Source organism: Streptomyces sp. NPDC088746 (assembly GCF_044751065.1).
In the GTDB taxonomy this organism is placed as follows: Bacteria; Actinomycetota; Actinomycetes; order Streptomycetales; family Streptomycetaceae; genus Streptomyces.
On sequence record NZ_JBIVLA010000001.1, the window covers coordinates 1,456,218 to 1,472,020 of the forward strand.

Below are 15,803 nucleotides of genomic sequence, written 5' to 3' on the forward strand. Positions count from 1 at the left end.
GCGGGAGTCGTGGCCGACCCCCGCGGGCGGCGTGTGGCGGGGCCGTCGGGGCGAAGGATCCTCAGGCGGGGTCGGACGCCGCCTCGGCGACGCCGGCCGCCTTCGCGGCCTCCCGGACCGCGCCCGCGACCGCGCCCGCGACCTTGTCGTTGAAGACCGAGGGGATGATGTAGTTCGCGTTCACCTCGTCCTCCGCCACCACGTCGGCGAGGGCGCGCGCCGCGGCGAGCATCATCTCCGTGTTGACGGTGCGGGACTGAGCGTCCAGCAGACCGCGGAAGACACCCGGGAAGACCAGCACGTTGTTGATCTGGTTCGGGAAGTCGGAGCGCCCGGTGGCGACAACGGCCGCCGTCTCGCGAGCGATTGCCGGGTCGACCTCGGGGTCCGGGTTCGCGAGCGCGAACACGATCGCACCCTCCGCCATGGCGGCGACGTCGGCGCCGTCCAGGACGTTGGGGGCGGAGACGCCGATGAAGACGTCGGAGCCGGCGACGGCCTGCTTGAGGGTGCCGGTGACGCCCTCGGGGTTGGTGTTGTCGGCGATCCAGCGCAGCGGCGAGTCCGGGGTGGCGTCCACCAGGTCCTCGCGGCCCGCGTGCACCACGCCGTGGATGTCGGCGACGACCGTGTGCTTGACCCCGGCCGCGATGAGCAGCTTCAGGATGGCCGTACCGGCCGCACCGGCGCCGGACATGACGACGCGTACGTCACCGATCGCCTTGCCCACCACGCGGAGCGCGTTGGTCAGCGCGGCCAGGACGACGATCGCGGTGCCGTGCTGGTCGTCGTGGAAGACGGGGATGTCCAGGGCCTCGCGCAGCCGTGCCTCGATCTCGAAGCAGCGGGGTGCGGAGATGTCCTCCAGGTTGATGCCCGCGAAGCCGGGGGCGATCGCCTTGACGATCTCGACGATCGCGTCGGTGTCCTGCGTGTCCAGGCAGATCGGCCAGGCGTCGATGCCGGCGAAGCGCTTGAAGAGGGCCGCCTTGCCCTCCATCACGGGGAGCGACGCCATCGGGCCGATGTTCCCCAGGCCGAGCACCGCCGAGCCGTCCGTGACCACCGCGACGGAATTCCGCTTGATGGTGAGGCGACGGGCGTCCTCGGGGTTCTCGGCGATCGCCATGCAGACCCGCGCCACACCGGGGGTGTAGATCATCGAGAGGTCGTCACGGTTGCGGATGGGGTGCTTGGACGCCATCTCGATCTTGCCGCCGAGGTGCATGAGGAACGTACGGTCGGAGACCTTGCCGAGGATGACGCCCTCGATGCCGCGCAGACCTTCGACGATCTCGTCCGCGTGCGAGGTGGAGGAGGCCGCGATCGTGACGTCGATCCGCAGCTTCTCGTGGCCGGAGGCGGTCACGTCGAGGCCGGTGACCGAACCTCCGGAGGACTCCACGGCCGTGGTGAGCTGGGAGACCGCTGTGCCGCTCGCGGGCACCTCCAGCCTGACCGTCATCGAGTACGAGACGCTGGGCGCCGTTGCCATGGCCGAGTCCTTCGCTTTCCTGAGCTTCGTTGCCGCACGCGGACGGGGCCAGGCCCCGTACGTGCGTTCCGATCGTCGCACCTACCGACCGGTAGCAGGTAATGACTGCCACCTTTCGGAAACTTTCTTCCACCATACGAGAAGTAGTCGTGATGCGTAACCCGTAAAAACAAACAGACCCGCGCCACCAACAGGTGACGCGGGTCTGTCTTCTTGCCGTCAGGTGACACCGGCCCGCCATGCTCGCCTCGCGGCAAGTGGTCGCTCGTAGCGACTAAGGTTGGGCCCGGGGGCTTGGATCGAGCCGGTGCCGACACCAGGCTAACAAACACCCCGGAAAAGTGATTCCCGTGCGACGGGTTGACTCCGGGAAGCACCCGCACGCGGGCGCCGACGGCCCCCTCCCTCAGTCCCTCAGCAGGTCCGGAACCCCGTCCTCGTCCGGCATGTCGCGCTCCCCGGAGATCACGGTGAGCTGCTGCGTCGCACGGGTGAGTGCCACGTACAGCACCCGCAGCCCGGCCGGGGACTCGTCGGCGATCTCCGCGGGTGAGACGACCACCGTGGCGTCGTACTCCAGACCCTTCGCCTCCAGGCTCCCCAGCGCCACGACACGCTCGCCGAGCTCCGCCAGCCAGGCACGGGCCTCGGCGCGGCGGTTCATCGCGACGACCACGCCCACGGTGCCGTCCACCTCACCGAGCAGCCTGCGGGCCTCCTCGCGGACGGTCGAGGCGAGGTCCCCGTCCCGCACCGCTTCGAAGCGCGGCTCGACGCCCGTCGAGCGGACCGCCGCCGGGGACTCCATCCCCGGCATGGCCAGCGCCAGCACCTTGGCGGCGAGCTCGGCGATCTCCGCCGGGTTGCGGTAGTTCACGGTGAGGGTGAACCGGCGCCGCGGCCGGTTGCCGAGCGCCTCGTCACGGGCCGCGGACGCCTCGTCCGGGTCCGACCAGGAGGACTGCGCCGCGTCACCGACGATCGTCCAGGTCGCGTGCCGGCCGCGGCGGCCGACCATCCGCCACTGCATCGGCGTCAGGTCCTGCGCCTCGTCGACGATGACGTGGGCGTACTCGGTACGCTCCGCCGCCAGCCGCTCGGCCCGCTCCCGCTGCGTCTCCTCGCGCTGCGGCATCAGCTCCTCCAGACCCGTGAGCTGGTCCAGCGGGTCCGCCTCCCGCTGCCTCTTCGGGCGGGCCGGGGTGCCCAGGAGAGTCTGCAGCTCGTCCAGGAGCGCCACGTCGTGGACGGAGAGCGGGCCCTTGCCGTCCGCGTCCAGCCGCTTCAGCGAACGCGCGAGACGGCGGACCTCGCCCTGGTTGAGGATCCGGCGCGCCCATCTGCTCAGCCGCCGCTCGTCGGACATCGCGGCCAGCACCTGGCGAGGGGTGAGCTCCGGCCACCAGGCGTTCAGGAAGGTGAGGAACGGCGTCTCGGTGGACACGTCCTCGTCGAAGGAGGAGCGCAGCTCGGCGACCAGCTCGGGGTCGGTGTAGCGGCCCCGGCCGGACGACTTGTTCCACAGGGCGTCCAGGAGCAGCTTGCGGGCTCGCGGGCGCAGCAGGTTGACCGGCGCGGTGCCGCCCAGGACGTTGTGCCGGATCCTCCGGAGCTCGTCGGCCTCCAGCTCGACGCGTGCGCCGAAGGCCACCACCCGCAGCCGGGTGGGGGTTCCCGCCTCGGCGGGGGCCTCCCCGAAGTCCAGCTGACCCTCCTGGGGGGCGGGCCGGGGCGCGGGCTGCTCCAGCGCCCCGCGGGCCGCCTTGCGCACCACGTGGAGCATCCGGGACGAGCCCTTGATCCGGGCGACGGCGGGCTCGTCGTACGTGGTCGCGCCCTCCACGCCCGCGGCCTCGTCGGACAGCGAACCGACCGCGCGGATCGCGACCTGGCCCTCCTCGCCGAGCGAGGGCAGGACCCCTTCGGTGTACGCGACCAGGAGCGGGGTCGGCGAGACGACGAGGATGCCGCCCGCGTACCGGCGCCGGTCCTGGTAGAGGAGGTACGCGGCCCGGTGCAGGGCCACCGCCGTCTTGCCGGTGCCGGGGCCGCCCGAGACCTCGGTGACGGAGGCGGCGGGGGCGCGGATCACCAGGTCCTGTTCGGCCTGGATCGACGAGACGATGTCCCGCATCGTGTGGCTGCGGGCCTGGCCCAGCGCGGCCATCAGGGCGCCGTCGCCGATGACGGGCAGCTCGTCGCCCTTCAGCCGTGCGGTCAGCTCCGGACGCATCAGGTCGTCCTCCACCCCCAGGACCCTGCGGCCCTTGGAGCGGATGACCCGGCGGCGTACGACCCGGCCCGGGTCCTTCGGCGTCGAACGGTAGAACGGTGCGGCGGCCGGCGCCCGCCAGTCGATCACCAGCGGTGCGTAGTCGGAGTCGAGCACTCCTATACGGCCGATGTGAAGGGTCTCCGCGATCTCGGCGGTGCTGTCCTCCCCCACGGCGTCGTCCGCCGCCTCCACGGAGGTGAAGGCGCCGTCCGGGCCGCGCTCACCGTCCTTGCCGCGCAGCAGATCGATCCGCCCGAAGAGGAAGTCCTCGAACTCACTGTTCAGCCGGTTGAGGTGGACGCCGGCACGGAAGACCTGGGCGTCCCTTTCGGCGAGCGCCCCGGGGGTGCCTACCTGGCCCCGTTTACTGGCGTCCTGCATGAGAAATTCCGCCTCGTCGATCTTCTCTTCGAGACGGCGGTAGACCCGGTCCAGATGTTCTTGTTCGACACCGATCTCCCGGTCCCGCAACGAATCGACAGCGGCATCCTGCGCGGCCACCGAGGCCCCCTTCTGACGTGCATCGGGCAGCCGTCAACCGTACGCGAAAGGGGGCCTCCAGCGCACCTGCCGCCCGGATTGTGTCTACGCGTCGATCTCCACCAGCCGCTCGCCGTCGAAGGTGCGGACCTCGAAACGGTCGATGTCCGCGCGCGCCATCGCGGTGCCCCCGTGCACATACAGCGGGTGTCGGGCGTCCGGGTGGGAGGAATCCTCGATCCCGTACCCCCATTTCGGTACGGACCAGGAGGTGACGACCTCTTCGTCGCCGGTCCTGGAGACGGCGACCAGGCTGCACTTCTCCGGGCCTTCGACGTTCTTGAGCTCCAGGACCGTGTGCGTGCCCCATGCCTTGGGCTCCATGCCGACCGTGGCACCGACCCGGGTGGCCGGATCGGTCGCCGTCCGCTTCTCCGGCATGTGGTGGAAGAAGGCGTCCTCGGCGGGGCTCGTGGGATGCGGGTCGGCCGCCGCGGCCTGCCGGCCCGCGTCCTCGCCGGCCGTGGCGGTGACCGCGACCACCGGGCCGCCGATCACGAGGACGGCCGCCGCGGCGATCAGATACCGGGCGCGGCGCCGCCGCTGCGAGCGCTTCCGCGCGACCTCGTCGACGAGACCGGCCAGCACCCGGGGCGCGGGGGGCTCAGGGACGTGCGGCACCGGGCGGGCGCCCGGGACGGTGGCCGGCGACTCCGCGAGCATCGCCAGCATGGGCTCCATCCCGGCGAACTCGTCGAGCTGGGCGACGCACGCCGCGCAGCCGGCCAGATGGGCCTCGAAGGCGCTCGCCTCGGCGTCGTCCAGGATGCCCAGCGCGTAGGCGCCGGCGGCGTCGTGCCCGGGGCCCGGCGCGGGGGGCGTGAAGGGGTCGTCCGGAGGGCCGGAGTGGCCCGAGGGACTCCGGGGGCCGGCCGGCCGGGGCCCGAAGGGCTGCCATTCCTGGTCGCTCATGCCGTGATCCCCCTCTCCTCCAGTGCGAGCTTCATGGAACGCAGTGCGTAGAACACCCGGGACCGCACGGTCCCGCTGGGGATGCCGAGCACCTCCGCGGCCTCGTTGACCGTACGGCCCCTGAAGTAGGTCTCGACCAATGCTTCCCGATGGGCCGGGGTCAAATCGTCGAGCGCGTCCGAGAGCGTCATCAGCCACAGCGCCTTGTCGATCTCGTCCTCCGCGGGGATGACCTCCAGCGGCGACGGATCGACCTCGCGGGGCCGGGCCTGCCGGCTGCGGTGGCCGTCGATGACGATGCGCCGGGCGACCGTCACCAGCCAGGGGCGGACGGAGCCGGTGGCCCGGTTGAGCGAACCGGCGTTCTTCCAGGCACGGATGAGCGTCTCCTGCACCACGTCCTCGGCCCGCTGACGGTCACCCGCGACGAGACGGAGGACGTAGGCCAGCAGCGGACCGGCGTGTTCGCGGTAGAGCGCCCGCATCAACTCCTCGTCGGGGACGCCGGAGGGAGGGCGGGGCGGTGCACTGCGATGTCGAGCCCTGTGCGGACGGTCATCGGCCACGGCCGCATCCTTGCGCACCCGAACCTCCCGGTCGAGACCCTGTCGAGCTCTGTGGCCATCGGTACGGACGCGGGCGCCGGTTCATTCAGAAGCCGGGCAACTTTCTTTCGGCAGCGAGCATGTGTGACCGTTCACGGCCTCACGTCACCGCCCTCACCCGGCGCCGGTGCCGGGCCACACGCTCCCGGTTGCCGCAGACCTCGCTGGAGCACCAGCGGCGCCGCCGCCCCCGCGACGTGTCCAGATAGAGCCGCCGGCAGGCCTCGCCCTCGCACCGGCGCAGCCCCGCCCGCGCGACCGGGTCCGTCAGCAGGTCGACGGCGTCCCGGGCGACCGCGGCGAGCAGCTGCCCGCACACCGGGTCCGCGAGCGGCGCCCGTACGAGCGCTCCGCCCTGGCCCCGCACGGCCCGCAGCCCCGGCGGGGCGCCCGCTGCCAGCGCGTTGACACGCTCCAGGGCGCCGTCGGCGCTCCCGCCGGTCAGCTGAGCCGTCATCAGCCGGTCGATTCCCGTACGCAACTGCCGGAAGCGCGCCACCCAGGTCGCGTCGACCGCCGTCAGCGGCGTCCCGCGCGGGACCAGCCCCGAGGCCGTCAGCCACTCGGCGAGGCGCGCCGGGCAGTCGAGCCGCTCGCACGCGCCGGAGGCCGGCCCCGTCGCCACCAGGTCCAGGCAGACACGCCCCGAGTCGAACCGCCGGTCGTACGCGCCCGTGCCCGCCGCCATGAGCCTGTCACCGCCTCGGGGTCACCTGTGGGGAGAGCCATCCCCAGAGTGCCCGCATCCGGCCCGGCCCGGAACCCTCCGGACACGGCCGTACGGTGTCCACATGAACGACGCCACGGTCACGCTGACGGCCGGAACCCTTCTCCTGCGCCCCTGGCGGCGGGACGACATGCCGGCGCTGCTCGCGGCGTACGACGACCCGGCGATGCGGCGGTGGCTGCGGACGCAGGTCCCCGACGCCGGGGAGGCGGAGCGCTGGCTGACCGTGCAGGAGGAGGGGTGGGCGTCGGGCACCCGGTTCAGCTTCGCGGTGACCGACACGGCCGGTCAGGGGGACCTCGTGGGCAACCTCGCGCTGAACCGTCCCGGCCCCGGGGCGGAGAGCGCCCAGGCCGGGTACTGGACGACGGCGTCGGCGCGCGGCCGGGGCGTGGCCCCGCGCGCGCTCGGGGCGCTCACCGACTGGGCGTTCGCCACGCTCGCGGAGGACGGGCTCCGGCGCCTGGACCTGTTCCACGCGGCGGGCAACGAAGCGTCCTGCCGGGTCGCAGGGAAGACCGGCTTCGCGCTGGCCGAGCTCGTCCCCGCCCGGCCGCCGCGCTACCCCCTGGGCGGCCACCGGCACTCCCGGGAGGCACCGCTCAGCGCTGCGGCGGGCCGTCGTGCAGGATGCGCTGGAACATCCGGTGGTCCTGCCACGAGCCGTTGATGTGGAGATAGCGCGGCGCCGTGCCGTAGAGCTCGAACCCGCACTTCGCCAGCACCCGCTGCGAGGCCGTGTTGTCCAGGACCGTCCCGGCCTCGACCCGGTGCAGTCCGAGCCCGTCCCGTGCCAGCTCGCAGACCCGGGTCACGGCGGCCGTGGCAAGGCCACGGCCCGCCCGGTCGACGTCGATCCAGTAGCCGAGCCGGGCGTTGCGGAACGGCCCGCGCTCGATGGAGGCGAGCGTCATCGCCCCCACGACCCGGTCCTCGTCGTCGGCCAGCGCCCAGGGCATGGCGCGCCCCGTGTCCCGGTCCGCCAGCAGCGCGGTCAGCCGCTGGAGCTGGCCCTCAGGGGTGTAGAAGGCCTCGGGGCGCACGGGGTCCCAGCGCCGCATGTACGCACGACTGCGGGTCAGGGTCTCGGCGAACGAGGCGGCGTCGCCGAGGGCCACGGGCCTCAGCCGGACCCCGTCGGCCAGAGGATGGATGTCGTTGATCATCCCCGCACCGTAGCGGCCCGTCAGGAGGCGTCGTACTTGGTGTCCGCCGAGGGGTCCAGCGCCAGCCGGTAGCCCCGCTTGACGACCGTCTGGATCAGCCGGGGAGCCCCCAGCGCCGTACGCAGCCGGGCCATCGCCGTCTCCACCGCGTGCTCGTCGCTGCCGCTGCCGGGCAGGGCCCGCAGCAGGTCGGCGCGGGAGACCACCCAGCCGGGCCTGCGGGCCAGCGTGTGCAGCAGGGCCATGCCGGCCGGGGGCACCGGGCGCAGGGCTCCGTCGACCAGCACGGCGTGGCCGCGGATCTCGACGTGGTGGCCGGCGACGGGGAGCGCGCGGGCCCGGGCGGGCAGCTGGGCGCAGAGCACCTGGACGAGCGGCCCCAGCCGGAAGCGCTCGGGCTGCACGGTGTCGATGCCCTTGGCCTGCAGCGGCAGGGCCGTGACCGGTCCGACGCAGGCGGTGACGACGTCATGGCTCAGGGCGTCCAGCACCTCCGGGAGGATGCCGCGCGCCTCCGCCCGGTTCAGGTAGGAGGCGGCGGCGGGGGCGCTGGTGAAGGTCAGGGCGTCCAGGCCACGGGCGACGGTGACGTCGAGCATGCGGTCGAGCGGCGTGATGTCCTCCGGGGGCATCCACCGGTAGACGGGTACGCCGACGACTTCGGCCCCCGCCGCGCGGAGCGACTCGACGAAGCCGGGCAGCGGTTCGCCGTGCAGCTGGAGGGCGACCCGGCGGCCCGAGACGCCTTCACCCAGCAGCCGGTCCAGCACCTCGGCCATCGACTCGGACTGCGGCGACCACGCCTCGGTGAGCCCGGCCGCCCGGATGGCGCCCTTGACCTTGGGACCACGGGCCAACAGCTCGATACCGCGCAGCAGTTCGAGGAGCTGGTCACCGATGCCCCAGCCGTCGGCGGCCTCCACCCAGCCCCTGAAGCCGATGGCGGTGGTCGCGATCACGACGTCGGGCGCGTGGTCGATCAGTTCCTTGGTGGCGGCCAGGAGTTCGCTGTCGTCCGCGAGCGGCACGATCCGCAGTGCGGGCGCGTGCAGGACCACGGCGCCCCTGCGCGTGAGGAGCGTCCCCAGCTCCTCCGCGCGACGGGCTGCGGTCACCCCGACCGTGAAGCCCGCCAGGGGCCCGTGCTGTGCGTCGTCGTCGTGCATGGCGTGATACCCGGCTCTCGTCCCGCTGTTGCTCGATGATGCGGAGGACCGAGACTGTCAACCCTGCGTGACAGTCTCGGTTCTCCTGTATTTCCCGCCCGTTACGTCCTGCGTCGCACTGTGGTCATCCTCACACCTCCGCATAGCTGAGCTGCGGCTTCGTGGCGACTGCTTCGGTACGCCGAAGGTATACCGCCCACGTGAGGGTGAAGCAGACGGCGTAGAAGCCGAGGAAGCACCAGAACGCGGCCGTTCCGGCGCCCGAGGTGGCGAAGGACTGACGGAACGCGAGGTTGATCGCGAGGCCGCCCAGGGCGCCGACCGCCCCGATGAGTCCCATGGCGGCCCCGGAGAGCCGCCGTCCGTACGCCGCGGCCTCCTCGCCCCGGAGGCCCTTGGCGATGCCCTGCGCGTGGAAGATGCCCGGGATCATCTTGAACGTGGAGCCGTTGCCGAGGCCCGTCAGCACGAACAGCGCGATGAAGCCGACGAGGAACACCGCCAGCGACTCGATGCCGGAGGCGTAGACGACGACACCGGTGGCCGCGGCCATGGCCGCGAAGTTCCACAGGGTGATCCGGGCGCCGCCGTACCGGTCGGCGAGCCAGCCGCCCGCGGGCCGGATCAGGGAACCGAGCAGCGGGCCGATGAAGGTGAGGGAGGCGGCCTGCAGCGGAGTGCGGCCGAACTGGGTCTGCAGGACGAGCCCGAAGGCGAAGCTGTAGCCGATGAACGAGCCGAAGGTGCCGATGTAGAGCACCGACATGATCCAGGTGTGCGGCTCGCGTACGGCCTGGAGCGCCGCCCCGGTGTCGTTCTGGACGGGCCGGAGGTTGTCCATGCGCAGCGCGGCGCCGAGCGCGGCGACGACGATCAGCGGTACGTACACCCCGAGCACGATCCGCGGGTACGCGGCGCCCGCCGTGCCGATCACCAGCAGCCCGATGAGCTGGACGACCGGGACGCCGATGTTGCCGCCGCCGGCGTTGAGCCCGAGCGCCCAGCCCTTCTTGCGCAGGGGGAAGAAGGCGTTGATGTTCGTCATCGACGAGGCGAAGTTGCCGCCCCCGATGCCGGTGAGCGCGGCGACGACGAGGAACGTGGTGTACGAGGTGCCGGGCTCCATCACCCAGAAGGCGGCGAGGGTCGGCACCAGGAGCGACAGCGCGCTGAAGACGGTCCAGTTGCGCCCGCCGAACAGCGCGACCGCGAAGGTGTACGGCACCCGGACGATGGCGCCGACCAGGGTGGCCGTGGAGATCAGGAAGAACTTCCCGGCCGGGTCGATGCCGTACTCCGGGCCCATGAACAGGACCATGACGGACCACAGGGACCAGATCGAGAACCCGATGTGCTCGGAGAGCACGGAGAACCACAGGTTCCTCCGGGCGGTCTTCTCGCCCGTCTCTCGCCAGAAGGTCTCGTCCTCCGGCTCCCACTGCTCGATCCAACGACCGGCCATCACGCGCCTCCACAGGGGTCGGGGTGTTGTCCTGCCGACGCTAGGGAGTCCGCGTTTCGGCACGGTGCCCTGACGTGACCGGTGCGCAACCTTGCTCTCACTCGGCCGTCGGGGGTGCGGTGAGCCGCCCGCCGCACCCCTGTCGTCCGGATCAGGCCCTGCGGGACCCGCCCGTCCGGGCCGCCCCGTTCGGCCACAGGCGCGGCCGGCGCTTGGCGGCGACGTCCTCGACCCAGCCGAAGGCCAGGATGGCGAGGCCGATGAGCGGCCAGATCGCGATCAGGATCAGCACCTCGTACGACTGTTCTATATAGGTATCGAACGTGTCACCGAACCACGGGATGTTCCAGAGCTCGTCCACGAGGTGCGCGGCCGCCATCAGCAGCAGGTTGTGCCACAGGTAGATCGTCACGGCCCGGTTGTTGGCCAGCGTGACCAGGCTGTCCCAGCCGGCGAGCCTGCCGGGGAGCTTCTGCCAGGACGGGGCGTAGACCAAGAGGATCGCGCAGAAGCCGAGGGACCAGGTGGCCTGGGCGAGCGGGATCTCGTCCAGGTTCCAGCCCTCCTCGGTGAGGTGCCCGGACGCCCACCACAGGCCGAATCCCATGACGATCGCGGCGGAGGAGACCGCCAGGTAGCGCGGGATCTCCTTCAGCAGTCCGTCGTTGTGGGCGAAGCCCAGGATCCAGCAGGATCCGAACACGGCGAAGTCGAGGAGCCCCTCGCCGAAGGTGCCGGGGACGGTCACGAGGCCCGTGCCGATCACGGCGGTGAGGGCGACCGGGGCGAGCAGCGTGGCCCACGGCAGCCTGCGGAACGCCTTGAGCAGCAGCGGCGAGGCGAGCACGAACCAGAGGTAGGCCCGGATGTACCAGAGCGGTCCCACCGCCTGGTCGGCCCAGCTCAGCTCCAGCCACCCGCCGGTGGAACCGCTCTCCTCGGGGTACGGAGGCGAGCCGAGCGGGAAGAGGTAGCTGCCGAGCTTGACGAACCACCACAGCCCCTCCTCCCGGACGGGCTTCCAGCTCAGCGCGAACATCACCGGTACGACGACGAGCGAGAACGCCCACATCGGAGGGAGCAGCCTCCGCAGCCGGCTGCGGATGACGCTGCCCGCCGGCCGGGCCAGCGAGCGGGCCATCAGCGAACCGGCCAGGGCGAACATCACGCCCATGGACGGGAAGAGAACGGTCAGCCAGGCCCAGCCGAAGAGGTGGAAGACCACGACGCGGACGAGGGCCACGGCCCTGAGCAGATCGAGGTAGCGGTCACGCCCGGGTTTGGCGCGGGGCGCGGGGACCTCCCCCACGGGCCCCCGGGCGGCGGGGACGTGCTCCGGGTACGCCGCGGGGGCGGGTGGGACGGGCAGCGGAGCGGTGCGGGCGGCACCGGCCGGTGCGTGCCCCTGGTCGGGGAAGGTCATGCCACCGGCCTCCGGTCCTTGTCCGTGTCCTTACGGCGGTTCTGGGTGCCGCCCGGTGCCTCCACCACGCCCGTGCGGCGCAGCTTCTGCCAGCGCAGCCGGCCACCGGTGAGAGCGGTGATCCAGGACTGGAGCAGCACGACGTACATCAGCTGCCGGTAGAGGATCTGCTGGAGCGGCAGGGAGATCAGATGCGTCATGCGCTCCCGGTCGAGCCGGAAGGCGTACGCGGCGCAGACGGCCTGCACCAGCAGGACGCCGAACCAGGCCGCGACCGTCTTCCCCGTCGGGCCGAAGACCAGTCCGTACAGCAGGAAGACGTCGATGAGGGGCGCCAGCAACGGGGCGACGACCATGAACAGGGAGACGAACGGGAGGCCCACCCGTCCGAAGCGGCCCGAGGGCCCCTTCTCGATGACCGCGCGGCGGTGCTTCCAGATGGCCTGCATCGTGCCGTAGGACCACCGGTAACGCTGCGACCACAGCTGCTGCACGGACTCGGGAGCCTCGGTCCAGGCGCGGGCGTTCTCCGCGTAGACGACGCGCCAGCCGTCGCGGTGCAGGGCCATGGTGACGTCGGTGTCCTCGGCGAGGGTGTCCTCGCTCATGCCGCCGATCCGCTCCAGCCCCTCCCTGCGGAAGGCGCCGACCGCACCGGGGATGGTGGGCATGCAGCCCAGGAGGTCGTACATCCGGCGGTCGAGGTTGAAGCCCATCACGTACTCGATGTGCTGCCAGGCGCCGATCAGCGAGTCGCGGTTGCCGACCTTGGCGTTGCCGGCGACTGCTCCGACCCTGGGATCGGCGAACGGCTGCACGAGCTCGCGCACGGTGGAGGGTTCGAAGACCGTGTCGCCGTCCATCATCACGACGATGTCGTAACGGGCGTGCGCGATGCCGTTGTTGAGGGCCGCGGGCTTGCCGGCGTTGCGCTGGCGCACGACCCGGACGTTCGGGATCCACATCGCCTCGACGAGGTCGGCCGTGCCGTCCGTCGAGCCGTCGTCGATGACGACGACCTCGATCGGGTAGTCGCTCGCCACCAGCGAACGGACGGTCGCCTCGATGCACTCACGCTCGTTGTACGCGGGGACGAGGACCGAGACGGGCCGGGTGAACTCCTCGCCCCAGCTGAAGTTCCTGCGGCGCACCTTCCTGGCGTGCAGGAAGGACAGCAGCAGCATCAGGCCGAAGCGGACCATCACCAGCACGCCGATGACGGCGAGGCCCACCACCAGGACGCCGGTGATGTGTTCGGAGATCTCCACCGCCCCCACGAACGCCTTGCCCTTCCAGAGCGCGAACCCCGTGACCGGGGTGTGCGCGCTGGGGGCGCCGAGCGCCGACGTCAGGTTGGTGAAGTCGTAGCCCCGCTCCTGCATCTTCGGCAGGAACTTCCCCAGGGCGGCCACGGTCTGGGACCGGTCGCCTCCGGAGTCGTGCATCAGGATGATCGCGCCCTTGCCGTGCCGGGGTGTGGCGCGCTCGATGATCGCGTGGACGCCGGGGCGCTTCCAGTCCTCGCTGTCGGTGTTGTTCACGACGGTGAGGTAGCCGCGGCTGCCGATGTACTGCGTGACCGGCCAGGACTTGTTGTCCATGGCGTCGGAGAACGAGGAGTACGGGGGCCGGAACAGCGACGTGCGGATGCCGGCCGCGCCCGCCAGTACCAGCTGGTTCTGCGAGAGCTCCCAGTCGATGCGGCTGGTGGACTGGAAGGAGAGGTCGGGGTGGTTGAAGGTGTGCAGCCCGACCTCGTGTCCCTCGTCGACCATCCGCTCGACGAGGTCCGGATAGCGCGAGGCCATGGTGCCGGTGACGAAGAAGACGCCGTGCGCGTGGTGCTTCTTGAGCTCGTCCAGGACACGCGGGGTCCAGACCGGGTCGGGGCCGTCGTCGAAGGTCAGGACGATCTTGTGGTCGGGTATCCGGAGCGTCTCGGCTTCCTCGCCCGCGACGCGGGCGTCGATGACCGGACCGCCCTCGAGCACCTTGTCAGGTACCTGGGTGGTGGGAGCGGGTGGCTGGACACGGTGGTCGGCGAGGATCTCGCTGTGCACGTATCCGCGCAGCATGAGCATGGCGAGCAGGGCCACAAGAAGGAGGGACGGAAGCAGATAGCGCATGGGAAGTCTGCGCCTGGCGGTCCGCTTCTTCTTCCGGTTGTGCCTGCCCCGCGAAACGGGGGTTGTCATCTACTGAACGCCTTCTTGTGGTTGCACCGGCGATTCCGAGGGGCCCGGCGAAGCCGGCGGGCTGTCGTCGACGGACGGCTCGGTGGTGGCCGGCGCCGACGGGTCACCGGTCGGCGGATCGGAGACCGCGCCGCCCGGGGCGACGGGGGCCGAAGAGGTCCCGGTGCGGGGAGGCTTGCTGGACGAGGAGGCCGAGGCGCTCGCGCCGGGCCCGGCGGACCCGGACGCGGAGGCGCCCTCCGACGCAGGGGCCGTCACGGTGCCGGAGGCCGGGGCGGAGGCGCTGGGCGTCGCTCCGGGGCTCTCGGACACGGCGGCGTCACTCGGAGCGGGCCGCACCTCGATCTCTTCCGCGTGCTTCCCCTCCTGCCCGGAGAGCGGCAGCCAGGGAGCGCTGGAATTCCCTCCGAGCACGGCGACCACGAGGGTCACCGCGTACACCGCGCAGATCGTGGCGAGCACCCAGCCCACCCGCCTGTACGTCTTGCTCCGGCGACCGCTCTCGTCGACGAAGACCGGACCGTCGGACGGCTCCGGACGGCCGGGTTCGACCGGCAGTTCGGCGAGCTGACGCCCGAGCCCGTCCAGTTGGACGGTGACGTCGTTCGGCTCATGCGTGTGCCCGGTCCGGGTACCTTCGCGCCAATTTTCCACAGGTGATCGCACTTCCCCCACTCAATGAAACAGGTGCGCGGGAAATGACTGGAATCGTGCCATCGGACCGGGCCCCCACCCCGTCCGCGCGCCACCTGCCACCGAGCACCCGAAACCCCGAATGTAGCGCACCCCGGCGACCGGAAGACGGCCGTATCGCCTGTTGTTCATGAACAGTGACTCATAAGTGACACATCCGCTTCCGGTAGCCACGATGTCGGTGGCCGTACCATCCATCCTTCTGTCGCGGCGAGTTCGGCCGCCGCCGCACGCAACGCGGAGAGGCCGGGGTGGTCGAGCCCCTTGCGCCACACCATCAGCAGCGGCGACAGCGGCACCGGCCGCACGAGCGGGCGCAGCACCGTCCCCGGCAGCGGCGGGAAGCCCGCGACGGCGAGCACGGGGTTCCCGGTCTTCGCCATCACACGCTGAAATTCGGCCACCCCGACGGCGAGCGGGGCTGGTGGGGCCAGGACGACGCCCCACTCCGCGAAGAGCGCTGCCGCGAGATCCGTCCACTCCAGCGTGCGCGCATTGCCCGCCCCGGCGTAGACGGTTTCACCGGTCAGGTCACTCATGGCGACCTCATCGCGCCCGGCCAGAGGATGACCGTGCGGCAGGAGGACAGCCATCGGCTCGTACCGCACCGGCTGTACGGAGAGCTGGGCGAGCACCGCGGGTTCGAGCCCGGCGGCCCGCCCGAAGGAGACGTCGAGCCGCCCGGCGAGCACCTCGCCGGCCGCCCAGGTCAGCCCGCTCTCGAAGCGCGCCATCAGCTCGCACTCCGGCGCGAGCTCCCGCGCGCGGGCCAGCACGCGGGCCGCCGTCATCCCGTCGGTGTTGAGGTCGACGAGCAACGGCCGGTCCGCCGGGTCCGTGAAGGCGGCGGAGAGCGCGGCGTGCGCGTCGAGCACCCGGCGGGCGTACGGGACGAGGCGTTCCCCGTCGGTGGTGAGCGACACCTGCCGGGTGGTGCGGACGAAGAGCTCCCGGCCCAGCTCCCGCTCCAGCCGGCGGATGTCCCGGCTCAGCGCCTGCTGGGCGACGTAGAGCCGGGCGGCGGCCCGGGTGAAGTGCAGTTCCTCCGCCACGGTGACGAAGGCGCGGAGGAGACGGGGATCGATGTCGGTGGCGGCCACGGGGCCAATTTACAACAGAAGTGCGTCAATGGGCCCTCATCAGG

The 15,803-nt window shown here is 71.7% G+C and carries 13 protein-coding genes; 1 reads left to right on the forward strand and 12 read right to left on the reverse strand.

All coding sequences use genetic code 11. The features are described from left to right. Positions 1-61: 61 nt before the first annotated feature. The 5 genes from ACIP63_RS06895 to ACIP63_RS06915 form a co-directional block, all read right to left on the reverse strand. A complete protein-coding gene (locus ACIP63_RS06895; RefSeq protein ID WP_401512089.1) occupies positions 62-1,495 on the reverse strand; it encodes an NAD-dependent malic enzyme in 1,434 nt (477 codons plus the stop codon). Between the two features lie 406 nt (positions 1,496-1,901). After that, complete coding sequence (locus ACIP63_RS06900; RefSeq protein WP_401512090.1) at positions 1,902-4,271, reverse strand: HelD family protein; 2,370 nt, start codon at positions 4,269-4,271, stop codon at positions 1,902-1,904. An 84-nt stretch (positions 4,272-4,355) separates the two neighbouring features. Continuing rightward, positions 4,356-5,222: a zf-HC2 domain-containing protein gene (locus ACIP63_RS06905; protein ID WP_401512092.1), complete on the reverse strand. Its 867-nt coding sequence runs from the start codon at positions 5,220-5,222 to the stop codon at positions 4,356-4,358. After that, the gene (locus tag ACIP63_RS06910; RefSeq protein ID WP_401512094.1) at positions 5,219-5,806 is read right to left on the reverse strand and encodes a sigma-70 family RNA polymerase sigma factor; all 588 of its coding nucleotides are present in this window, start codon (positions 5,804-5,806) and stop codon (positions 5,219-5,221) included. The genes ACIP63_RS06905 and ACIP63_RS06910 overlap by 4 nt, the downstream gene beginning before the upstream one ends. Positions 5,807-5,927: 121 nt before the next feature. Continuing rightward, positions 5,928-6,515 (reverse strand): CGNR zinc finger domain-containing protein, encoded by a 588-nt coding sequence (locus ACIP63_RS06915; protein WP_401512096.1) that lies wholly within the window; start codon positions 6,513-6,515, stop codon positions 5,928-5,930. Positions 6,516-6,618: 103 nt separating this feature from the next. Here ACIP63_RS06915 and ACIP63_RS06920 point away from each other — a divergent pair, with 103 nt between their 5' ends. Beyond that, positions 6,619-7,224 (forward strand): GNAT family N-acetyltransferase, encoded by a 606-nt coding sequence (locus tag ACIP63_RS06920; protein WP_401512098.1) that lies wholly within the window; start codon positions 6,619-6,621, stop codon positions 7,222-7,224. Here the strand turns inward: ACIP63_RS06920 and ACIP63_RS06925 are convergent. The 7 genes from ACIP63_RS06925 to ACIP63_RS06955 all read right to left on the reverse strand — a co-directional run bounded on the left by ACIP63_RS06925 (position 7,157) and on the right by ACIP63_RS06955 (position 15,759). Beyond that, positions 7,157-7,720: a GNAT family N-acetyltransferase gene (locus ACIP63_RS06925; RefSeq protein ID WP_401512100.1), complete on the reverse strand. Its 564-nt coding sequence runs from the start codon at positions 7,718-7,720 to the stop codon at positions 7,157-7,159. The two genes, ACIP63_RS06920 and ACIP63_RS06925, sit on opposite strands and share 68 nt — an antisense overlap. Before the next feature lie 20 nt (positions 7,721-7,740). Then, a complete protein-coding gene (locus ACIP63_RS06930; RefSeq protein WP_401512102.1) occupies positions 7,741-8,886 on the reverse strand; it encodes a uroporphyrinogen-III synthase in 1,146 nt (381 codons plus the stop codon). Positions 8,887-9,016: 130 nt separating this feature from the next. Then, positions 9,017-10,348, reverse strand: a complete 1,332-nt coding sequence (locus ACIP63_RS06935; protein ID WP_401512104.1) for a nitrate/nitrite transporter — start codon at positions 10,346-10,348, stop codon at positions 9,017-9,019. 151 nt (positions 10,349-10,499) lie between these two features. Then, positions 10,500-11,771: an acyltransferase gene (locus tag ACIP63_RS06940; protein WP_401512105.1), complete on the reverse strand. Its 1,272-nt coding sequence runs from the start codon at positions 11,769-11,771 to the stop codon at positions 10,500-10,502. Next, positions 11,768-13,966 (reverse strand): glycosyltransferase, encoded by a 2,199-nt coding sequence (locus ACIP63_RS06945; protein ID WP_401512107.1) that lies wholly within the window; start codon positions 13,964-13,966, stop codon positions 11,768-11,770. The genes ACIP63_RS06940 and ACIP63_RS06945 overlap by 4 nt, the downstream gene beginning before the upstream one ends. Further along, positions 13,967-14,620 carry a hypothetical protein gene (locus ACIP63_RS06950; protein ID WP_401512109.1) on the reverse strand — a complete coding sequence of 218 codons (654 nt, stop codon included), beginning with the start codon at positions 14,618-14,620 and terminating at the stop codon, positions 13,967-13,969. 167 nt (positions 14,621-14,787) lie between these two features. Then, complete coding sequence (locus tag ACIP63_RS06955) at positions 14,788-15,759, reverse strand: LysR family transcriptional regulator (RefSeq protein ID WP_401512111.1); 972 nt, start codon at positions 15,757-15,759, stop codon at positions 14,788-14,790. Between the last annotated feature and the right edge of the window lie 44 nt (positions 15,760-15,803).

Excerpts from the sequence above, each read along its gene's own strand:
- ACIP63_RS06895 (WP_401512089.1), bottom strand. The coding sequence starts at position 1,495 with ATGGCAACGGCGCCCAGCGTCTCGTACTCGATGACGGTCAGGCTGGAG.
- ACIP63_RS06905 (WP_401512092.1), bottom strand. The coding sequence starts at position 5,222 with ATGAGCGACCAGGAATGGCAGCCCTTCGGGCCCCGGCCGGCCGGCCCC.
- ACIP63_RS06915 (WP_401512096.1), bottom strand. The coding sequence starts at position 6,515 with ATGGCGGCGGGCACGGGCGCGTACGACCGGCGGTTCGACTCGGGGCGT.
- ACIP63_RS06920 (WP_401512098.1), top strand. The coding sequence starts at position 6,619 with ATGAACGACGCCACGGTCACGCTGACGGCCGGAACCCTTCTCCTGCGC.
- ACIP63_RS06925 (WP_401512100.1), bottom strand. The coding sequence starts at position 7,720 with ATGATCAACGACATCCATCCTCTGGCCGACGGGGTCCGGCTGAGGCCC.
- ACIP63_RS06930 (WP_401512102.1), bottom strand. The coding sequence starts at position 8,886 with ATGCACGACGACGACGCACAGCACGGGCCCCTGGCGGGCTTCACGGTC.
- ACIP63_RS06935 (WP_401512104.1), bottom strand. The coding sequence starts at position 10,348 with ATGGCCGGTCGTTGGATCGAGCAGTGGGAGCCGGAGGACGAGACCTTC.
- ACIP63_RS06940 (WP_401512105.1), bottom strand. The coding sequence starts at position 11,771 with ATGACCTTCCCCGACCAGGGGCACGCACCGGCCGGTGCCGCCCGCACC.
- ACIP63_RS06945 (WP_401512107.1), bottom strand. The coding sequence starts at position 13,966 with ATGACAACCCCCGTTTCGCGGGGCAGGCACAACCGGAAGAAGAAGCGG.